The 14,316-nt window shown below is 60.3% G+C and carries 18 protein-coding genes; 14 read left to right on the plus strand and 4 right to left on the minus strand.

The features are described 5' to 3' along the window. Positions 1 to 52 precede the first annotated feature (52 nt). The 4 genes from B3C1_RS00220 to B3C1_RS00240 all read left to right on the plus strand — a co-directional run bounded on the left by B3C1_RS00220 (position 53) and on the right by B3C1_RS00240 (position 2,567). Positions 53 to 283: a hypothetical protein gene (locus B3C1_RS00220; protein WP_008482105.1), complete on the plus strand. Its 231-nt coding sequence runs from the start codon at positions 53 to 55 to the stop codon at positions 281 to 283. A gap of 100 nt (positions 284 to 383) precedes the next feature. Then, entirely contained in the window at positions 384 to 926 is a 543-nt protein-coding gene (locus B3C1_RS00225) for an HdeD family acid-resistance protein (protein WP_008482106.1), read from the plus strand. 457 nt (positions 927 to 1,383) lie between these two features. Next, positions 1,384 to 1,977 (plus strand): HvfX family Cu-binding RiPP maturation protein, encoded by a 594-nt coding sequence (locus B3C1_RS00235; protein ID WP_008482109.1) that lies wholly within the window; start codon positions 1,384 to 1,386, stop codon positions 1,975 to 1,977. 35 nt (positions 1,978 to 2,012) lie between these two features. Further along, on the plus strand, positions 2,013 to 2,567 hold the full coding sequence (locus B3C1_RS00240; RefSeq protein ID WP_008482111.1) for an NAD(P)H nitroreductase: 555 nt from the start codon (positions 2,013 to 2,015) through the stop codon (positions 2,565 to 2,567). On the opposite strand, the gene B3C1_RS00245 is transcribed toward B3C1_RS00240, so the two are convergent. Then, entirely contained in the window at positions 2,564 to 2,917 is a 354-nt protein-coding gene (locus tag B3C1_RS00245) for a DMT family protein (RefSeq protein WP_008482112.1), read from the minus strand. The genes B3C1_RS00240 and B3C1_RS00245 overlap by 4 nt on opposite strands. Before the next feature lie 150 nt (positions 2,918 to 3,067). Here B3C1_RS00245 and B3C1_RS00250 point away from each other — a divergent pair, with 150 nt between their 5' ends. The 6 genes from B3C1_RS00250 to B3C1_RS00275 all read left to right on the plus strand — a co-directional run bounded on the left by B3C1_RS00250 (position 3,068) and on the right by B3C1_RS00275 (position 8,802). Beyond that, entirely contained in the window at positions 3,068 to 4,204 is a 1,137-nt protein-coding gene (locus B3C1_RS00250) for an MFS transporter (protein WP_008482113.1), read from the plus strand. A gap of 51 nt (positions 4,205 to 4,255) precedes the next feature. Beyond that, positions 4,256 to 4,606, plus strand: a complete 351-nt coding sequence (locus tag B3C1_RS00255; protein WP_008482114.1) for an antitoxin Xre-like helix-turn-helix domain-containing protein — start codon at positions 4,256 to 4,258, stop codon at positions 4,604 to 4,606. A 17-nt stretch (positions 4,607 to 4,623) separates the two neighbouring features. After that, positions 4,624 to 5,310 carry an RES family NAD+ phosphorylase gene (locus tag B3C1_RS00260; RefSeq protein WP_237750926.1) on the plus strand — a complete coding sequence of 229 codons (687 nt, stop codon included), beginning with the start codon at positions 4,624 to 4,626 and terminating at the stop codon, positions 5,308 to 5,310. A 198-nt stretch (positions 5,311 to 5,508) separates the two neighbouring features. Next, positions 5,509 to 7,020 carry a catalase KatE1 gene (gene katE1 / locus B3C1_RS00265; RefSeq protein ID WP_008482116.1) on the plus strand — a complete coding sequence of 504 codons (1,512 nt, stop codon included), beginning with the start codon at positions 5,509 to 5,511 and terminating at the stop codon, positions 7,018 to 7,020. Positions 7,021 to 7,063: 43 nt separating this feature from the next. Then, complete coding sequence (locus tag B3C1_RS00270) at positions 7,064 to 7,516, plus strand: ankyrin repeat domain-containing protein (protein WP_008482117.1); 453 nt, start codon at positions 7,064 to 7,066, stop codon at positions 7,514 to 7,516. A gap of 98 nt (positions 7,517 to 7,614) precedes the next feature. Continuing rightward, a complete protein-coding gene (locus B3C1_RS00275) occupies positions 7,615 to 8,802 on the plus strand; it encodes an MFS transporter (RefSeq protein WP_008482118.1) in 1,188 nt (395 codons plus the stop codon). On the opposite strand, the gene B3C1_RS00280 is transcribed toward B3C1_RS00275, so the two are convergent. Further along, positions 8,779 to 9,258: a putative 4-hydroxy-4-methyl-2-oxoglutarate aldolase gene (locus B3C1_RS00280; protein WP_008482120.1), complete on the minus strand. Its 480-nt coding sequence runs from the start codon at positions 9,256 to 9,258 to the stop codon at positions 8,779 to 8,781. The two genes, B3C1_RS00275 and B3C1_RS00280, sit on opposite strands and share 24 nt — an antisense overlap. A 62-nt stretch (positions 9,259 to 9,320) precedes the next feature. On the opposite strand from B3C1_RS00280, the gene B3C1_RS00285 reads away from it, so the two are divergent. Further along, positions 9,321 to 10,205: a radical SAM protein gene (locus B3C1_RS00285; RefSeq protein WP_008482121.1), complete on the plus strand. Its 885-nt coding sequence runs from the start codon at positions 9,321 to 9,323 to the stop codon at positions 10,203 to 10,205. Between the two features lie 70 nt (positions 10,206 to 10,275). Beyond that, the gene (locus tag B3C1_RS00290; protein ID WP_008482122.1) at positions 10,276 to 11,097 is read left to right on the plus strand and encodes a DNA ligase; all 822 of its coding nucleotides are present in this window, start codon (positions 10,276 to 10,278) and stop codon (positions 11,095 to 11,097) included. Between the two features lie 51 nt (positions 11,098 to 11,148). Here the strand turns inward: B3C1_RS00290 and B3C1_RS00295 are convergent, their stop codons facing one another. Continuing rightward, positions 11,149 to 11,358, minus strand: coding sequence for a cold-shock protein (locus B3C1_RS00295; protein WP_008482123.1), 210 nt, complete (start codon positions 11,356 to 11,358; stop codon positions 11,149 to 11,151). Between the two features lie 249 nt (positions 11,359 to 11,607). Between B3C1_RS00295 and B3C1_RS00300 the strand changes: the two genes are divergently transcribed. Beyond that, positions 11,608 to 12,312 (plus strand): DUF3581 family protein, encoded by a 705-nt coding sequence (locus B3C1_RS00300; RefSeq protein ID WP_008482124.1) that lies wholly within the window; start codon positions 11,608 to 11,610, stop codon positions 12,310 to 12,312. Positions 12,313 to 12,349: 37 nt separating this feature from the next. On the opposite strand, the gene B3C1_RS00305 is transcribed toward B3C1_RS00300, so the two are convergent. Continuing rightward, on the minus strand, positions 12,350 to 12,700 hold the full coding sequence (locus tag B3C1_RS00305; protein ID WP_008482125.1) for a putative quinol monooxygenase: 351 nt from the start codon (positions 12,698 to 12,700) through the stop codon (positions 12,350 to 12,352). Between the two features lie 175 nt (positions 12,701 to 12,875). Here B3C1_RS00305 and B3C1_RS00310 point away from each other — a divergent pair, with 175 nt between their 5' ends. Beyond that, complete coding sequence (locus B3C1_RS00310) at positions 12,876 to 14,309, plus strand: lytic polysaccharide monooxygenase (protein WP_008482126.1); 1,434 nt, start codon at positions 12,876 to 12,878, stop codon at positions 14,307 to 14,309. Positions 14,310 to 14,316 lie beyond the last annotated feature (7 nt).

Genomic DNA, 14,316 nt, shown 5'->3' on the forward strand with positions numbered 1-14,316 from the left:
GCTTCAGGGCAGGTGCTAGAAGGCCAAGACCTTAAACAGAGGGACTTTGACCATGACCGATATGGCTAGCTGCCCGCTTAAATGGGCCTACCCTTGTCCGCTTCGCTGGCAGGATCTGCCCGAAGGCACTCAGCCGGGGGTGCGCCATTGCCCTCAATGCCGCCAGGACGTTTTCCTGGTGCACAGCCAGGCCGAATTGGAGGCCAACAGCAGCCGGTCCCGCTGCGTTGCCCTGGATCCCGGCCCTAAGAGCAACATCATCATGGGGCGCTTCAAGGACTGAGGGACAGCCTGAATGGCCTGCCGGATAGTGTTTGATAAACAGCAGCTTGGCGGCCATAGTCAGGACATCATCCGCCCATCTCGCCGCCAAGGAGGCCCTGATGTTACCCATGACGCCTTTCTTCCAGCAATTGCAGCTCAGCTGGCGCTGGTTGCTTGGCCTTGGCCTGGTATTCATGGTGCTGGGCGCCATAGGCCTGGGCATGGCCAATTTCCTGACCTTGACCAGCATGATCTACTTCGGGGTGCTGTTGCTGATAGGGGGCCTTTTACAAACGGTGCAGGCCCTGCGCAGCAGGCCCATGAGCGGCCTTGTGGCAGGGGTTGGGGTGCTTTATGGCCTGCTGGGGTTTTACCTGATCGTATCGCCCATGGCGGCCGCCTCGGCCCTGACCCTGCTGATCGCCTTCGGTATCGGTTTTGTGGCGCTGCTGCGGCTTTGGCTGGCCTTTCACCTACGCCAGTTCAGCCAGTATATCTGGCCCTTTGTCAGCGGCCTGCTGGGGCTGGTACTGGCCATCCTTATCATCGGCGGTTGGCCCGAGTCGGGGCTCTGGGTAATAGGCACCTTCATCGCCATAGAGCTGCTGCTTAACGGCCTGGCCCTGGTCAGCATTGCCCTTGCCGTCAAAGAGCGCAGCTAAGGCCCTTCAATAGCCAAGTTCAGGACCCCTGGTGCCTTTTGGGGTAAAGGCTCATCAGCCCCTGGGCTTGGCTACCCTGAATAGAAAACCTTCGCCGCTCCGGCTGGGCGCCTGCTCGCGACCCTGCGCATCCTGTTGACCCTGGCCTGCGGCTACCTGGCCTGCGGCTACCTGGCCGCACCTGCCTATCCAGACCACAATACAGGCCAACTGCGTCTGTCCCAGCAACACGGCGGCCATTACCGACCTTTTCTGCCAATCCAGTCTGACGTTTTTGAGGGCCAGTGCCCGAAAGAGCAGCTATAAAAGCTGGGGCCAAAGGCGAAGGCCGCTATCTGGTGGTGACAGCGGGCCTCAATACAGAAAGGCTGCTCTGGGCGGGCCGCCTTCGAATATGGTTGAAAGAAGCCAGCCCCGGGGCGGGTCTTTGAGTCCATGGACATCTTGGAGAATCGCGATGAAGGCGCTTTTATGCCGGGCCCAGCAGGCCCTGGACAGCACCCGCAAGTTGGACTTTCTGGCTCCTTTGGCCCTGCGCCTCTATCTGGTGCCGGTGTTTTGGATGGCCGGTGCCAATAAGTTCCTGGGCTTTGAAGACACGGTGCAATGGTTCGGCAATGCCGAGTGGGGCCTGGGGCTGCCACTGCCTTGGTTGATGGCCTTTTTAGCCACCGCTGCCGAGTTGGGCGGCGCCGTCCTGCTGCTGCTGGGGCTGGGGGTGCGTTGGGTGGCACTGCCTTTGATGGTGACCATGCTGGTGGCCATATTTGCGGTGCACTGGCCCAATGGCTGGCAGGCCATTGCCGATCCGGGCGCCCCTTTTGCCAATGCCCAGGTCATGGCCTCGGCCGAAAAGCTGGCCAAGGCCAGGGAGCTGCTGCAAGCGCACGGCAACTACGATTGGCTGACCGCCTCCGGCCCTTTTGTGGTGCTTAATAACGGTATCGAATTCGCCGTGACCTACCTGGTGATGCTGGCCAGCCTGTTCTTTACCGGGGCCGGCAATTATCTGTCTGTCGACTACTGGCTGCGCCGCCGCTACGGCCAGTGATACCCTTGGGGCAGGTTATTTTTGTTGAGAGCCTCATGGACGCACTGGATCTGTTACTGAACCGCACCTCCGAACCGAAACTGGTGGCCCCGGCCCCTCAGGGCGAAGCCTTGGAAACCCTGTTCCAGGCGGCGCTGCGGGTGCCGGACCACGGCGCCTTGCATCCCTACCGCTTTGTACTGATTGAAGGGGAAGGGCGGCAGCGCCTGGGCCAGGTATGTCAAGCGGCGCTGTTGGAGAGCGACCCGGGTGCCGACGATAAGGCCAGGGACAAGGCCCTGCACCTGCTGGAAAGGGCGCCGCTGGTGGTGGCGGTGATCTCCTGCATCCAAGACCACCCCAAGGTGCCGGCCTTCGAGCAGCAACTGACCGCCGGCCTGGCGGCCCACGCCATGCAGATGGCCGCCGTGGCCCAGGGCTTTGGCGGTATCTGGCGTACCGGCAGCTACGCCGTGCACCCCAAGGTCAGGGCGGCGTTAGGGGTAAGCGGGGAAGACGAGATTGTCGGTTTTCTCTACCTTGGCACCCCGGTTAAGACCAAGTTCAAAGTGCCAAGGCCGGACAGCAACGGTTTTGTCAGCCGTTTTTAAGCCAGTAGCTTGTCGCGGAAAATGAAAAAGACCGCTCCCAGCAGGCAGAGCCCGGCCCAGAGGTAGTCCCACTTTAGGGGCTCTTTGAGGTAGAAGAGGGCAAAGGGCACGAAGATAACCAGGGTGATGCACTCTTGAAGGATCTTCAGCTGGGCAGCGCTGGCCACCTGGTAGCCGATACGGTTGGCCGGCACCTGCAACAGGTATTCGAACAAGGCAATGCCCCAGCTCAGCAGGGCGGCTATCACCCAGGGTTTGGCCGACAGGTTCTTAAGGTGCCCGTACCAGGCGAAGGTCATAAAGACGTTGGACAGGGCAAGCAGCAATACTGTGGTGGCTAAGGGCGGCATGGCAGGCTCCAAAGGGGGGCGGTTATTGTGCTCCCGGGCCGGGCCTACCTTTCATTAAATTTTCTTGTCTTGACGATAACCAAGTCAGATTGAGCCTGGGGCGCCAGGCGCGCAAAATCGCGCCACCTTGACTTCCCTGCTGGCATTTTCATGTTTTCCCGCCCCGTGTTGCTGCTGCTCTTGGGCCTGCTGCTGCTGACCATTTCCATCGCCGTACAAAATACCCTGGTGCCCCTTTGGCTGACCAAGGCCCAGGTCTCTACTGCCGGTATCGGCACCGTCACCTCCCTGTATTTCGTCGGCAACCTGGTGGGCACTTTGCTTGCCGGGCGGCTTATCAGCCGCCTGGGTTTTGCCTTGAGTTACCAGTTGGTGTGCCTGGTGTTTGTGCTGGCGGTGTCCGGTCTTTGGCTGACCCAGAGCCTGTGGGGCTGGCTGGGGTGGCGTTTTTTGGCGGGTGTGGCCTGCGCCTGTATCTGGGTGGTGGTGGAGTCCTGGCTGATGCTTAAGGGCGACGCCACCCAGCGCAGCCAATTGCTGGCCGCCTATATGGTGGTCTACTACCTGGGCACCGTGGTGGGCCAAATGCTGCTGTCGGTGACCAACACCGAGATGACGGCGGTGCTGGTCTGGGTGGGGGCCCTTATCGGTGTGGCCATGGTGCCGGTGGCCCTGGCTGGCAGCCAAGGGGCCAAGCCGCTTCATAATCCCAGCCCACTGCTGGCCATGCTCAGGCTCAAGTCGGCCCGCAGCGGCGTGATTGGCTGCGTGCTGGCCGGGGTGGTGCTGGGGTCCTTGTATGGCCTGTTGCCGGTGTTTTTGGCCCGCCAGCATTTTGATGACGCCCAGGTGGGGCGCTGGATGGCGGTGCTGGTGGCAGCCGGTATCATGGGCCAATGGCCCACCGGGCGCCTGGCCGACCGCTTTGGCCGCCGCCCGGTGCTGCTGGGACAGATGGCGGTGATGACCCTGGCGGCCCTGTGGCTGTCGGTGATGGGCTCCAGGCACGGTTTTGCCCTGTCCCTGGTAGGGCTGGGAGTGGTGGCCTTTACCCTTTATCCGGTGGCCATGGCCTGGGCCTGCGAGCAAGTGTCCAGTGACCAACTGGTGGCCATGAACCAGGCCCTGCTGCTGTCCTATTGCCTGGGTAGCCTGGCCGGGCCGGCTCTGGCGGCGGTGCTGATGGACAACCTCAGCGACAGCGGCCTCTTCATGTTGATTGCCGCCACCACTTCCCTGGTCGGGTTCTGGTGTTGGCGACAAAGGCCCTTGCTGACTGCGCTGTAGCTTTTGCTGCAATTTGCTATACAATGTCTCTAAAGGATAGAGGAGGCAGTCATGCAAGCCCTAGCCCAGCTAGACCCCAAAACCGTATTGAGCAAGGCGTTACTCAACGCCGGCAAGGACTTGGGGTTGACCCAGGCCGAAGTCGGCGCCGTCATAGGCCGTAACCGCACCCGCCTGCGTGACGGCATAGATCCGGCTAGCAAGGAAGGGGAGTTGGCGCTGCTGCTGATCCGCCTGCACCGCAGCCTCTTTGCCCTGACCGGTGGCCAGGGCCCCGACATGAAGCACTTTATGGCCACCCCCAACCACCTCAGCCTGGGTGTGCCCAAGGAACAAATAGGTTCGGTACAGGGCCTGGTGAAGATGGTGAACCTGCTAGACGGCCTGAGGGGCAAGATCTGATGCAGGCCATCCAGGGAATGGGATGGCGACTGGTCGAATCCCAAGAACAGGTGGCTACCTCTCATCTGGTGGACAGCCTTGCCGAACAGCAGCTCCTCGAAGACTTGCTGGACTACTCCAAGCCGCCCCGGTTGCCGGGCACCGAAAACCTCCACTACCTGCTGGCAACCCCTTTTCGCTACCCGCCGCTGTTGTGGGGATCGCGCTTTGGTCGCACCCATGAACCCAGCCTGTTTTATGGCGGCAAGTCCATCAATGTCACCCTCACCGAAGGGGCTTACTACCGCCTGGTGTTCTGGCACTCCATGGCTACCCCGCCCCCCAGCGGCCTGCTGCGTACCCAGCACAGTCTGTTTGCCTTCCACTACCGCACCGACAGGGGCGAAAAGCTCCAAGATTGGCCGGAACAGGCCAAGTTGACCGATCCGGTCCATTACGGCTATTGCCAGGATCTGGGTGGCCGGCTACGGGAGCGGGGGGTGGAAGCCTTCGAATACCGCTCGGCCCGCTGCTTGGAAGGAGAGCTGAACCTGGCCCTCTTTACCCCCAGGGCGCTGCTCAGCAAAAGGCCCCGGCGCCAAAGCCGCTGGCTTTGTGAAGTGGGGCCGGACGGGGTAAGTTTTTTGGGCGGGGAGGGCAACGATCTCTACCTTTTCCCCATCGACCTGTTCTGGGTGGACGGCAAACTGCCGATGCCGGCCTGAATCTATCGCGATAACAGAGTGGCTTATCGCGATAATCTTTAAATACAATGACTTAGCAAGTTGTTGTTAGCAAAGCTTAATTAACTTGTAATTGGCAAAAGCGATTTTTCGAATCGCTTTTGATTGTTAGAACCTATCAAAACTCCCTCTCTACACTCTGCGGGCAACTTGACATAACAACTGCCCACGGAGGAAAGAATGCGCTCAATCAAGTTTGCTGCGTCTACCCTGCTGGTATTGAGCCTGGGTGTCCAGGCCGAGACCATGACCCGCGACAACGGGGCCCCCATAGGGGACAACCAGAATTCCACCACTGCCGGTGCCAATGGCTCTGTGCTGCTGCAAGACGTGCACCTGGTGCAGAAACTGCAGCGTTTTGCCCGAGAGCGGATCCCGGAGCGGGTGGTGCATGCCCGTGGTACCGGCGCCTTCGGTAACTTCGTTGCCAGCGGCGACTTTTCCGCCCTGACCATGGCTACGCCTTTTGCCGAGGCCGGTAAACAGACGCCGGTGTTTGTGCGTTTCTCAACGGTGATCCACCCCAAAGGGTCCCCCGAGACCCTGCGCGACCCTAGAGGTTTTGCCACCAAGTTCTATACCGATCAGGGCAATTGGGATCTGGTCGGCAACAACCTGCCAATCTTCTTTATCCGCGACGCCATGAAGTTCCCGGACATGGTGCACAGCCTCAAGCCGTCTCCTGTGACCAATGTCCAGGATCCCAACCGCTTTTTCGACTTTTTCTCCCATGAACCGGGCGCTACCAACATGCTGACCTGGGTCTATTCCGACCTGGGGATCCCGGCTTCCTACCGGCAGATGGACGGTAACGGCGTGCATGCCTACAAGTGGATCAATGCCCAAGGCCAGGTGCATTACGTCAAGTTCAACTGGCGTAGCCAGCAAGGGGTCAAGGGGCTGAGCCCCAGCGAGGCGGCCAAGGTCCAGGGGAATGATTTCAATCACCTCACCAACGACCTTTACCAGGCCATCAACCAGGGCCAGTACCCCAAGTGGGACCTTTACGTACAGCTGCTCAAACCCGAACAACTGAACGACTTCAGCTTCAATCCCCTGGACGCCACCAAGGAATGGCCGGGTGTGAAAGCCATCAAGGTGGGCACCATGACCCTGAACAAGGTGCCGGACAATTTCTTTGCCGCCACCGAGCAGGCCGCCTTTGCCCCGTCCAACCTGATCCCCGGCATAGAGCCCTCTGAAGACCGCCTGCTGCAGGGACGTATCTTCAGCTACGCCGACACCCAGCTCTATCGTCTGGGGGCCAACAACAGCCAGTTGCCCATCAACCAGGCCAGGGTCAAGGTGCTGAATCACAACCAGGAAGGGGCCATGAACATGGCCACCGGTGCCGGCGACGTCAACTACCAGCCCAGCCGCCGCCTGCCTTATGCCGAAGACGGCCGCTACAAGGCGGTGCAGACGGCCCTGGCCGGTACAGTGCAGCAGCTGGCCATCAAGAAACAGGACAACTTCAGCCAGGCCGGTGCCTTCTACCGCAGCCTGAGCAAGGTCCGTCAAGGTTACCTGGTTGAGGCCCTGGCCGGGGATCTGGCGAAGGTTAAAGACGCTGGCACCCAGCATGTCATGCTGAGCTACTTCTACAAGGCCGACGCCGACTACGGCAGCCGCCTGACCCAAGCCGTCAAGGGCGACCTGGCCAAGGTCAAGACCCTGGCCGCCAGCCTGTAATGATCCAAAGCCGGGGCCAGCCCCGGCTTTTTAAGGAGACGCCATGCGTGTGTTAATAGCCAGCCTGTGCCTGCTGGCAAGCTTCGGTGCTGCCGCCCAAAGCGAAGGGGAAAGCCTGGCCCAGTATTACTTCGCCGCTGCTCGCAGCAACCAGGTGGCGGTATTGGAGGAATTTCTTGAGGCCGGCTTTCCGGTGGACCTGCGTGACCCCCAAAGCTACACGGCGCTGATGATTGCAGCCTACAACGGCAACAGCGAGGCGGTGGCCAGCCTGCTGGCTCATCAGGCCGATGCCTGCCTTCGCGACAAAAGGGGCAACACGGCGCTGATGGGCGCCATGGTCAAGGGGGAGTGGGGCATTGCCAAGCGCCTCTACCGACAGGCCTGTGAGGACAAACCCAACAAGGCCGGCCTGAGCCTGGACGCCTTTGCCGAACTTTTTGGCCAGTCGGAACAACTCAGAGCCCTGCGCCAGCAGCTTGAGCAACCCCGTTAAGGTAGAGGACCTGGGGTTTTGTGCTTTTTGTTCACGGCTGCGGTCTGTTGGGCGTCATCAAGAGTCCGTACAATGCGCTGCGTTGTTGAGGAGTCGCTATGAACCGCAGTGCCGCTACCGCCGTTATCTTTATCGGCTTTTTCTTGTTGGGGATGGTGTTCATCCTCTGGGGCATTTTGTTGCCCGACCTGGCCCAGACCCTGGCCATGAATGAAGTGGTCAGCGGGGCCTTTTTCACCCTGATCTCCCTCGGCATGATTGTCGGCGCCTTTGTGGGCGGCAAATACGTGCAGAAATTCGACTTTTTGTCACTGTTTTCCGGCTTGTCGGTGGTGGTAACGCTGCTGTTGCTGGCGTTGTCCATGGTGCAAAGCTGGCCCTGGCTGTTGGCCGGGGCCTTTGCCATCGGCATTGTCAGCTCCAGCCTTTTCACCATAGGCCACACCCTGATAGCGCGGCTGCATGTGGCCCGGCGCTCGGCGATGATGGGCTTGATGGACTTTATGTTCAGCCTGGGCACCCTGGCCGCGCCCTTTTATATCTCCGCCTTGTACCTTTGGGAGCACGACTGGCGCTGGCCGCTGCGGCTGTTGGCCCTGGGCTTGTTGCTGCTGGCCGGTTATGCCTGGCATACCGCCCGCCGGGGCAAAAAACTGGCTCCCCTGGCCGAACCCCAGCTTAAAAAAAGCCTGTCTTATGGCGAAGTGATCAAGCAGCCGGTATTCCTGTTCCTGGCCCTGGCAGGTTTGGGCTACGGGGCCGTGGAGTTTGGCAACGGCAACTGGTTTATCAGCTATGCCCAAAATGGCCGGGGCTTTGACGGTGACCAGGCCCGAATCATATTTGCCTTCTTTACCGCCGGCATGGTGCTCAGCCGCCTGGGTTTTGCCCTGTTGCTGCACTGGTTCAGCCCGCACCGGCTGATGGTGATACTGGCCAGCATCATGGTGGTGGGGGCCTTTACCATCAAACTGACAGCCCACCCCCAGTGGATGTCCCTGGGTAATTTGCTGGTGGGATTGGGGCTGGGAGGCCTGTTCCCCCTGATGCTGTCGTCGGCCATGGATATCGACAGCGACAAGGGCCCGGTATTGTCGGGCTTGTGCGTTATCGGTTCATCCATAGGGGTGCAGTTGGCGTCTTTCGGTACTGGCCTTTGGGCCAACTATGCGCCCCTGACGGTGGCCTTTTGGACCATTCCCATCGGCGCCGCCTGGCTATGGGCCATGGCCTGGCGCTATAGCCGCGAGCTGAAAAAGCGCTCAGTGCAGCCGAGCGTCGCTTAGTACCACGCCGTTTTTGTCGGCATAGAGCCATTGGCCGGGGCGGATATGGACGCCACCACATTTCAGCGCTACCTCGGCCAGCCCCTGGCCCTTGCGGTCGGTCTTAAAGGGGGTGCAGCCCAGGGCCTTAACCCCCAGGGGCATCTGGGCTATGGCGCCGGCGTCACGGATGGCGCCGAAGATAACCACCCCGGCCCAGCCGTTGTCCACGGCGCTTTGGGCAATCAAGTCCCCCATCAGCGCCTTGGCAAGGGAGGCCCCGCCATCCACCACCAGCACCCGGCCCTGGCCTGGGGTGGCCAGCAACTCCTTGACCCTGGAGTTGTCCTCAAAGCATTTGACGGTCACCACCTGGCCGAAAAAAATGGCGGTGCCCCCCAGATCCAGCAGCGGCGCTTCCACCAGTTCCAGCTGGTCGCCATGGTGATCGCAAAGGTCCGGTAACAGGTCCAGCATCTGGCCTCCTTGTCGCAATTATGGGAAGGTATCCTTAACTCATAAGACCAGTTAAGTACGCAATGTTCAACCTGCCCTATATCCAGCCGGTGTTCCGGCCTCCCTCCGAATGGCAATCGCTGATCCTGCAGGTCACCAACGGCTGTAGCTACAACCAGTGCACTTTCTGCGACATGTACACGGCGCCCCAGAAGAAGTTTCGTGCCAGAAAGCTCGAGGAGCTGGAAGCAGAAATCAAGGCGGTGGCCGCCACCGGGGTGAGCGTGACCAAGGTGTTCCTGGCCGACGGTGACGCCATGACCCTGCCCATGCGTCGCCTGGAGGCCATTTGCCGGCTGATCCGCGAGCACCTGCCCGGGGTGCGCCGCATCAGCAGTTACTGCCTGCCCCGTAACCTGAAAAACAAAAGCGTCGAGGAACTGCGCCTGCTGGCCGAGCTGGGGCTGACCCTGGTCTATGTGGGCTGCGAAAGCGGAGACGATGAGGTACTGGCGGGGATCAATAAGGGCGAGACTTTCGAGAGCTCCAAAGCAGCCCTGCTCAAACTGGGGCAGGCCGGTATCAAGCGCTCGGTGATGATTTTAAACGGCATGGGCGGTAAGGAGCGCTCCCAGCAGCACGCCCTGAACTCGGCGCGGCTGATGAACGCCACCCAGCCGGAATATCTGTCCACCCTGGTGGTGTCCTTTCCCCTGGGTATGGACAGGGTGGTGGCCGGTTTTGACGGCCGTTTTACCCCCTTGGCGGTGGAGGATCTCATCGCCGAGCAGGGCTGGCTGCTGGGGGAGCTGGACCTTAACAGCACCATTTTCCGCTCCGACCATGCCTCCAACTACCTGGTGCTAAAGGGCACCCTGGGCCGTGACAAGGCAGCGTTGTTGGCGCAGATTGCCAGCGCCAGGGACGGCCTGGTGCCGCTTAGGGCCGAGTGGCAAAGGGGCCTTTGAGCCAGGGCAACTTGCCTTAGCCCGGGCCTTGGTCTGTAGTTAGGTACTCCCCGGGACCAAGGACTGGACCATGAAAACCTGGCTGCTCGCATTGCTGCTGTTCGCCTCGCCCCTTGGGGCCAAGGCGCCTTTATTGGCCACCCCTTACCAGGGGGGCCTTGATCTCAAGGCCTATTGGGTCAGCGAAAAACTGGACGGCATCCGTGGCCGCTGGGACGGCAAGGCGCTGTTGAGTAAAAGCGGCAAACCCCTGGCGGCCCCGGCCTGGTTTACCCGGGCATTGCCGCCCCAGCCTTTGGACGGTGAGCTGTGGCTGGGGCGAGGCCATTTCCAGGCCCTTAGCGCCATAGTGCTGGACACCCAGCCAGACGACGCAGCCTGGCAGCAAGTCCGTTACATGCTCTTTGACCTGCCCGGTCACCCCGGCCCTTTTGACGACAGGCTCAAGGCCATGGAACAGCTGGTGGCCAAGCAGCACCTGCCTTGGCTGGCGGTCATCCCCCAATTCAAGGTGGCCAGCGAAGAGGCCCTTTTTGCCCGCCTGGACCAGGTGATAGCCCAAGGTGGGGAAGGGCTGATGCTGCACCGGGGCGATGCCCTCTACCAAAGCGGACGTTCACCAAGCCTTATCAAGCTGAAAAAAGCCCAGGACATGGAAGGGACAGTGCTGGCGATATTACCCGGCAAGGGCAAGTACCAGGGCATGATGGGGGCGCTGTTGTTGGAGCTGGACAATGGCGTGCGCTTTAAACTGGGCAGCGGCTTTAGCGACGACGAGCGGCGCTCCCCGCCCAAGGTGGGGGCCAGGGTGACCTTTGCCTACCAGGATTTGAGCCTTGCCGGTAAGCCACGCTTTGCCCGTTTTATACGGGTGCGGCCGGATGGGGCCTGAAACAATACCGGCGCCCTTGGGCGCCGGAAGATACAAGCGTCAGGCTGGCCCTTAAACAGGGGTCACGTTTTCCGCTTGTGGGCCTTTCTGACCCTGGGTTACCACCATGGTCACTTGCTGGCCTTCACTCAGGGTGCGACGACCATTACCGTTAATGGCACTGAAGTGTACGAATACGTCTTTACCGCCTTCTTGCTCAATGAACCCGAAACCCTTCTCGTCATTGAACCACTTAACGGTACCTTTCACTTGATTTGACATGACTCTCTTTCCAATTGAGGCCGGCAAGCCGGCTTAACACTTTTCCAGCCCACAGGCTGAAGCTGAGTTTGGTCCTTTCCAGACTCAATCACCATCATGTCTTCATCACAGATGAAAGTAAACTAGCCATCTGGCTAATGGATAAGGCTAAGATGTTCAGTGGTCTTACCTTCCAGCTGGCTGGACCATCTTTGCCAGACTTAAGGGGTAGACTAGCGCCATTCCTGTAAGAGGTTTTGACATAAGCATATGTTTTTGAAAGATTATCACCAAGATAAGCCGGATGGTTTCGCCTTTAGCCGGGCCCAGGCCAGCCGCTTTGCCAAGGGGGTTGCCGCCGACTTCAACCCCATTCACGACGAAGACGCCAAGCGTTTTTGCGTGCCCGGTGATCTCCTTTTCGCCATGCTGGTCAGTCGCATCGGCCTGCACCAGCGCATGTGCTGCACCTTTTCTGGCATGGTGGGCAGCGACCTGACCCTGCACCTAGAGAGCCAGGACGGCCATGGCCGCATCCTGGATGCCGCCGGTAAGGAATACCTGGATATGGCCTATGCCGGGGACAAGAACCATGACATGGCCCTTATCGAACACCTGGTGCGCCGTTACGTGCATTTTTCCGGCCAGAACTTCCCGCCGATCCTGGTGCCGCTGATGAAGGAAAAAGCGGTGATGGTGAACCCGGCCCGGCCCCTGGTGATGTACCAGAGCATGACGGTGGATCTGAAAACCGTTGACCTTAAGGCCCCCGATATCGTCTTTTCCGGCGCCAGCCTGGACGTGGACGGCAAAAGGGGTACAGCCCATCTGCGCTTTGATTTTGTAGAAGAAGGCAAGGTGGTGGGCTGCGGCGAGAAGATCATGTTGCTGTCAGGGCTGGTACCTTACGACCAGACCGAGATGGACAAGATGGTGGCTTTTTACTTCGAACGCAAAAACGCCTTCGCCGCCTGATAAAAAGCGCCGCAAATGCGGCGTTTTTTATTGGGCCTTAGCCCAGCACGGGGGCGTCGAAGTCTTCCGGTTCATCGCTGTAGATACAGACGTTATGCTCGGCCACCAGGCCGTCTTCGGCCAGGCAATGGGCCTCGAAGAAGGCGGCGATGGCGCTGCGCTGGCAGTGGGCTTCGAAGCTGGCCATATCGGCCCAGATCTCGTTAAACACCAAGGGAAAGCTCTGGCCACCGGCAAAGGGGCTGGGGATATGGCGGGTCACCTTGTATTGAATGCAGCCGTCTTCACGCAGGGTGTCGGCTTCCAAGGCTTGCAGCACCCGGAACAGTTCCTTTTCCTTGCCGGTTTTGGGCTTGAAACTGGCAATGCAATAGACTTTCTTGGACATTATCTGGCTCCTTTGTGCAAGGCCGCCATCATAGCAACGGCGTTCTGCTGCCGCACCCCCTCAAATCGGCCTGACTATTGGCGGCATTTTGTTCAGTAGTGTGACATCTGCCCTGGCAAGGAATGACAGCGCTGTCTACATCTTTGGTATCTATCCGTCACACAAGGACAGTTCCATGAAGCGCCTTCTTTCCCTGGCACTGCTGTGCCTGTTACCGGCCTTGGCCCAGGGCCACGGCTGGGTCAGCTACCCCAAGGCCCGCCAGGCCATCTGCCATGACGACGGGGGCTATTGGTCGCCACCGGACGGCTCGGCCATTCCCAATGCCGCCTGCCGTGCCGCCTTCGTGCAAAGCGGCGCCTATCCCTTTACCCAACTCAACGAACTGTCCGCCAATGTGGCCCAGTACTGGGACCTGGCCGCCGTTCAGGCGGTGGTCAAGGACGGTAGCCTGTGCAGCGCCGGCGACAGTGCCAAAGCCGGCTTGGATCTGCCGTCTGGCCATTGGCAAAAAACGTCCCTGGCTGCGGGCCAGGCTTTTGACTATCTGTTCCGGGCCACCGCCACCCATAATCCCAGCTATTGGCAGTTCTACCTCAGTAAGCCTGGCTTCAACGCCGCCCAGCAGCCGTTGACCTGGGCCGATCTGGAGCTTATCGGTGAGGCGGATAACCTAAGTCCCGTCACCTTGGGCGGCGAGAAATACTATCGCCTCAGCCTGACCCTGCCTGCCGGTCGCAGTGGCGGCGCCGTGCTCTACACCCGCTGGCAACGGGACGATGCAGCCGGTGAGGGGTTTTACAACTGCTCGGATATCCAGATCCTGGGAGAGGACAACCCGGTGACTTGGACCGACGGCGGCTATCTTCTGGCCCAAGACCCAGCCCCAGGCCCGGGGGACGTCATCTGGTTTCGGCTCTTTGACCACGACGGGGCAGAGCTGGTCTTTGAGAAACTGGCCATCACCCAGGCCAACCAGGCCCTTGCCAGTTGGACGGCGGAGCTGGCCCAGCGCCTTAACGGCGGCTTTGGGCAATGGCTTAAGCTGGGGGTCAAGGAAGGGGAGGATATCCGCTTCGACAGTGCTCAGCCCCTGGCCAACAAGGTATGGCTCAGTGACGGTGCCTTCAGCCATGCCCTGGATCTGAAAAAGGCGCCGGCATCGGTGACGCTGAGCGGTTTGGCCAGCCAGTATCAGCAAGGGGACAACCTGGCGCTGACCCTTGCCAGCAGTAACGGCTGGCAAGGGCAGTTGCTGCTGAGCCGGGACGGCAGCATCTTGGCCCAATGGCCCCTGTCCCTGACTGCCGGCGCCAGCCTGGACCAGGCTTACCTGCTGGCAGAGACAGGCCAATACCAGCTGAGCCTGCAGGGGGAGGGGGGTGATAGTCAGCAATGGACTTTCATCGTGCAGGCCAGCGGCGACTACGACTATGTCTATCCCCAAGGCCTTGGCAGCTACCAGGCCGGTACCCTGGTACTGGGCAGCGACAACAAGCGCTATCAGTGCAAACCCTTCCCCTTCAGCGGCTGGTGCAACCTGGCCCCAGACTACTACGGTCCTCCTGACGGCAGTGCCTGGCAAGACGCCTGGACGCCCCTGGAATAACCGGCTT

It is taken from the genome of Gallaecimonas xiamenensis 3-C-1, from assembly GCF_000299915.1.
GTDB classification, from domain to species: domain Bacteria; phylum Pseudomonadota; class Gammaproteobacteria; order Enterobacterales; family Gallaecimonadaceae; genus Gallaecimonas; species Gallaecimonas xiamenensis.

Coding starts and splice junctions, on each gene's coding strand:
- B3C1_RS00220 (WP_008482105.1), top strand. CDS start 53: ATGACCGATATGGCTAGCTGCCCGCTTAAATGGGCCTACCCTTGTCCG.
- B3C1_RS00225 (WP_008482106.1), top strand. CDS start 384: ATGTTACCCATGACGCCTTTCTTCCAGCAATTGCAGCTCAGCTGGCGC.
- B3C1_RS00235 (WP_008482109.1), top strand. CDS start 1,384: ATGAAGGCGCTTTTATGCCGGGCCCAGCAGGCCCTGGACAGCACCCGC.
- B3C1_RS00240 (WP_008482111.1), top strand. CDS start 2,013: ATGGACGCACTGGATCTGTTACTGAACCGCACCTCCGAACCGAAACTG.
- B3C1_RS00245 (WP_008482112.1), bottom strand. CDS start 2,917: ATGCCGCCCTTAGCCACCACAGTATTGCTGCTTGCCCTGTCCAACGTC.
- B3C1_RS00250 (WP_008482113.1), top strand. CDS start 3,068: ATGTTTTCCCGCCCCGTGTTGCTGCTGCTCTTGGGCCTGCTGCTGCTG.
- B3C1_RS00255 (WP_008482114.1), top strand. CDS start 4,256: ATGCAAGCCCTAGCCCAGCTAGACCCCAAAACCGTATTGAGCAAGGCG.
- B3C1_RS00260 (WP_237750926.1), top strand. CDS start 4,624: ATGGGATGGCGACTGGTCGAATCCCAAGAACAGGTGGCTACCTCTCAT.
- katE1 (WP_008482116.1), top strand. CDS start 5,509: ATGCGCTCAATCAAGTTTGCTGCGTCTACCCTGCTGGTATTGAGCCTG.
- B3C1_RS00270 (WP_008482117.1), top strand. CDS start 7,064: ATGCGTGTGTTAATAGCCAGCCTGTGCCTGCTGGCAAGCTTCGGTGCT.
- B3C1_RS00275 (WP_008482118.1), top strand. CDS start 7,615: ATGAACCGCAGTGCCGCTACCGCCGTTATCTTTATCGGCTTTTTCTTG.
- B3C1_RS00280 (WP_008482120.1), bottom strand. CDS start 9,258: ATGCTGGACCTGTTACCGGACCTTTGCGATCACCATGGCGACCAGCTG.
- B3C1_RS00285 (WP_008482121.1), top strand. CDS start 9,321: ATGTTCAACCTGCCCTATATCCAGCCGGTGTTCCGGCCTCCCTCCGAA.
- B3C1_RS00290 (WP_008482122.1), top strand. CDS start 10,276: ATGAAAACCTGGCTGCTCGCATTGCTGCTGTTCGCCTCGCCCCTTGGG.
- B3C1_RS00295 (WP_008482123.1), bottom strand. CDS start 11,358: ATGTCAAATCAAGTGAAAGGTACCGTTAAGTGGTTCAATGACGAGAAG.
- B3C1_RS00300 (WP_008482124.1), top strand. CDS start 11,608: ATGTTTTTGAAAGATTATCACCAAGATAAGCCGGATGGTTTCGCCTTT.
- B3C1_RS00305 (WP_008482125.1), bottom strand. CDS start 12,700: ATGTCCAAGAAAGTCTATTGCATTGCCAGTTTCAAGCCCAAAACCGGC.
- B3C1_RS00310 (WP_008482126.1), top strand. CDS start 12,876: ATGAAGCGCCTTCTTTCCCTGGCACTGCTGTGCCTGTTACCGGCCTTG.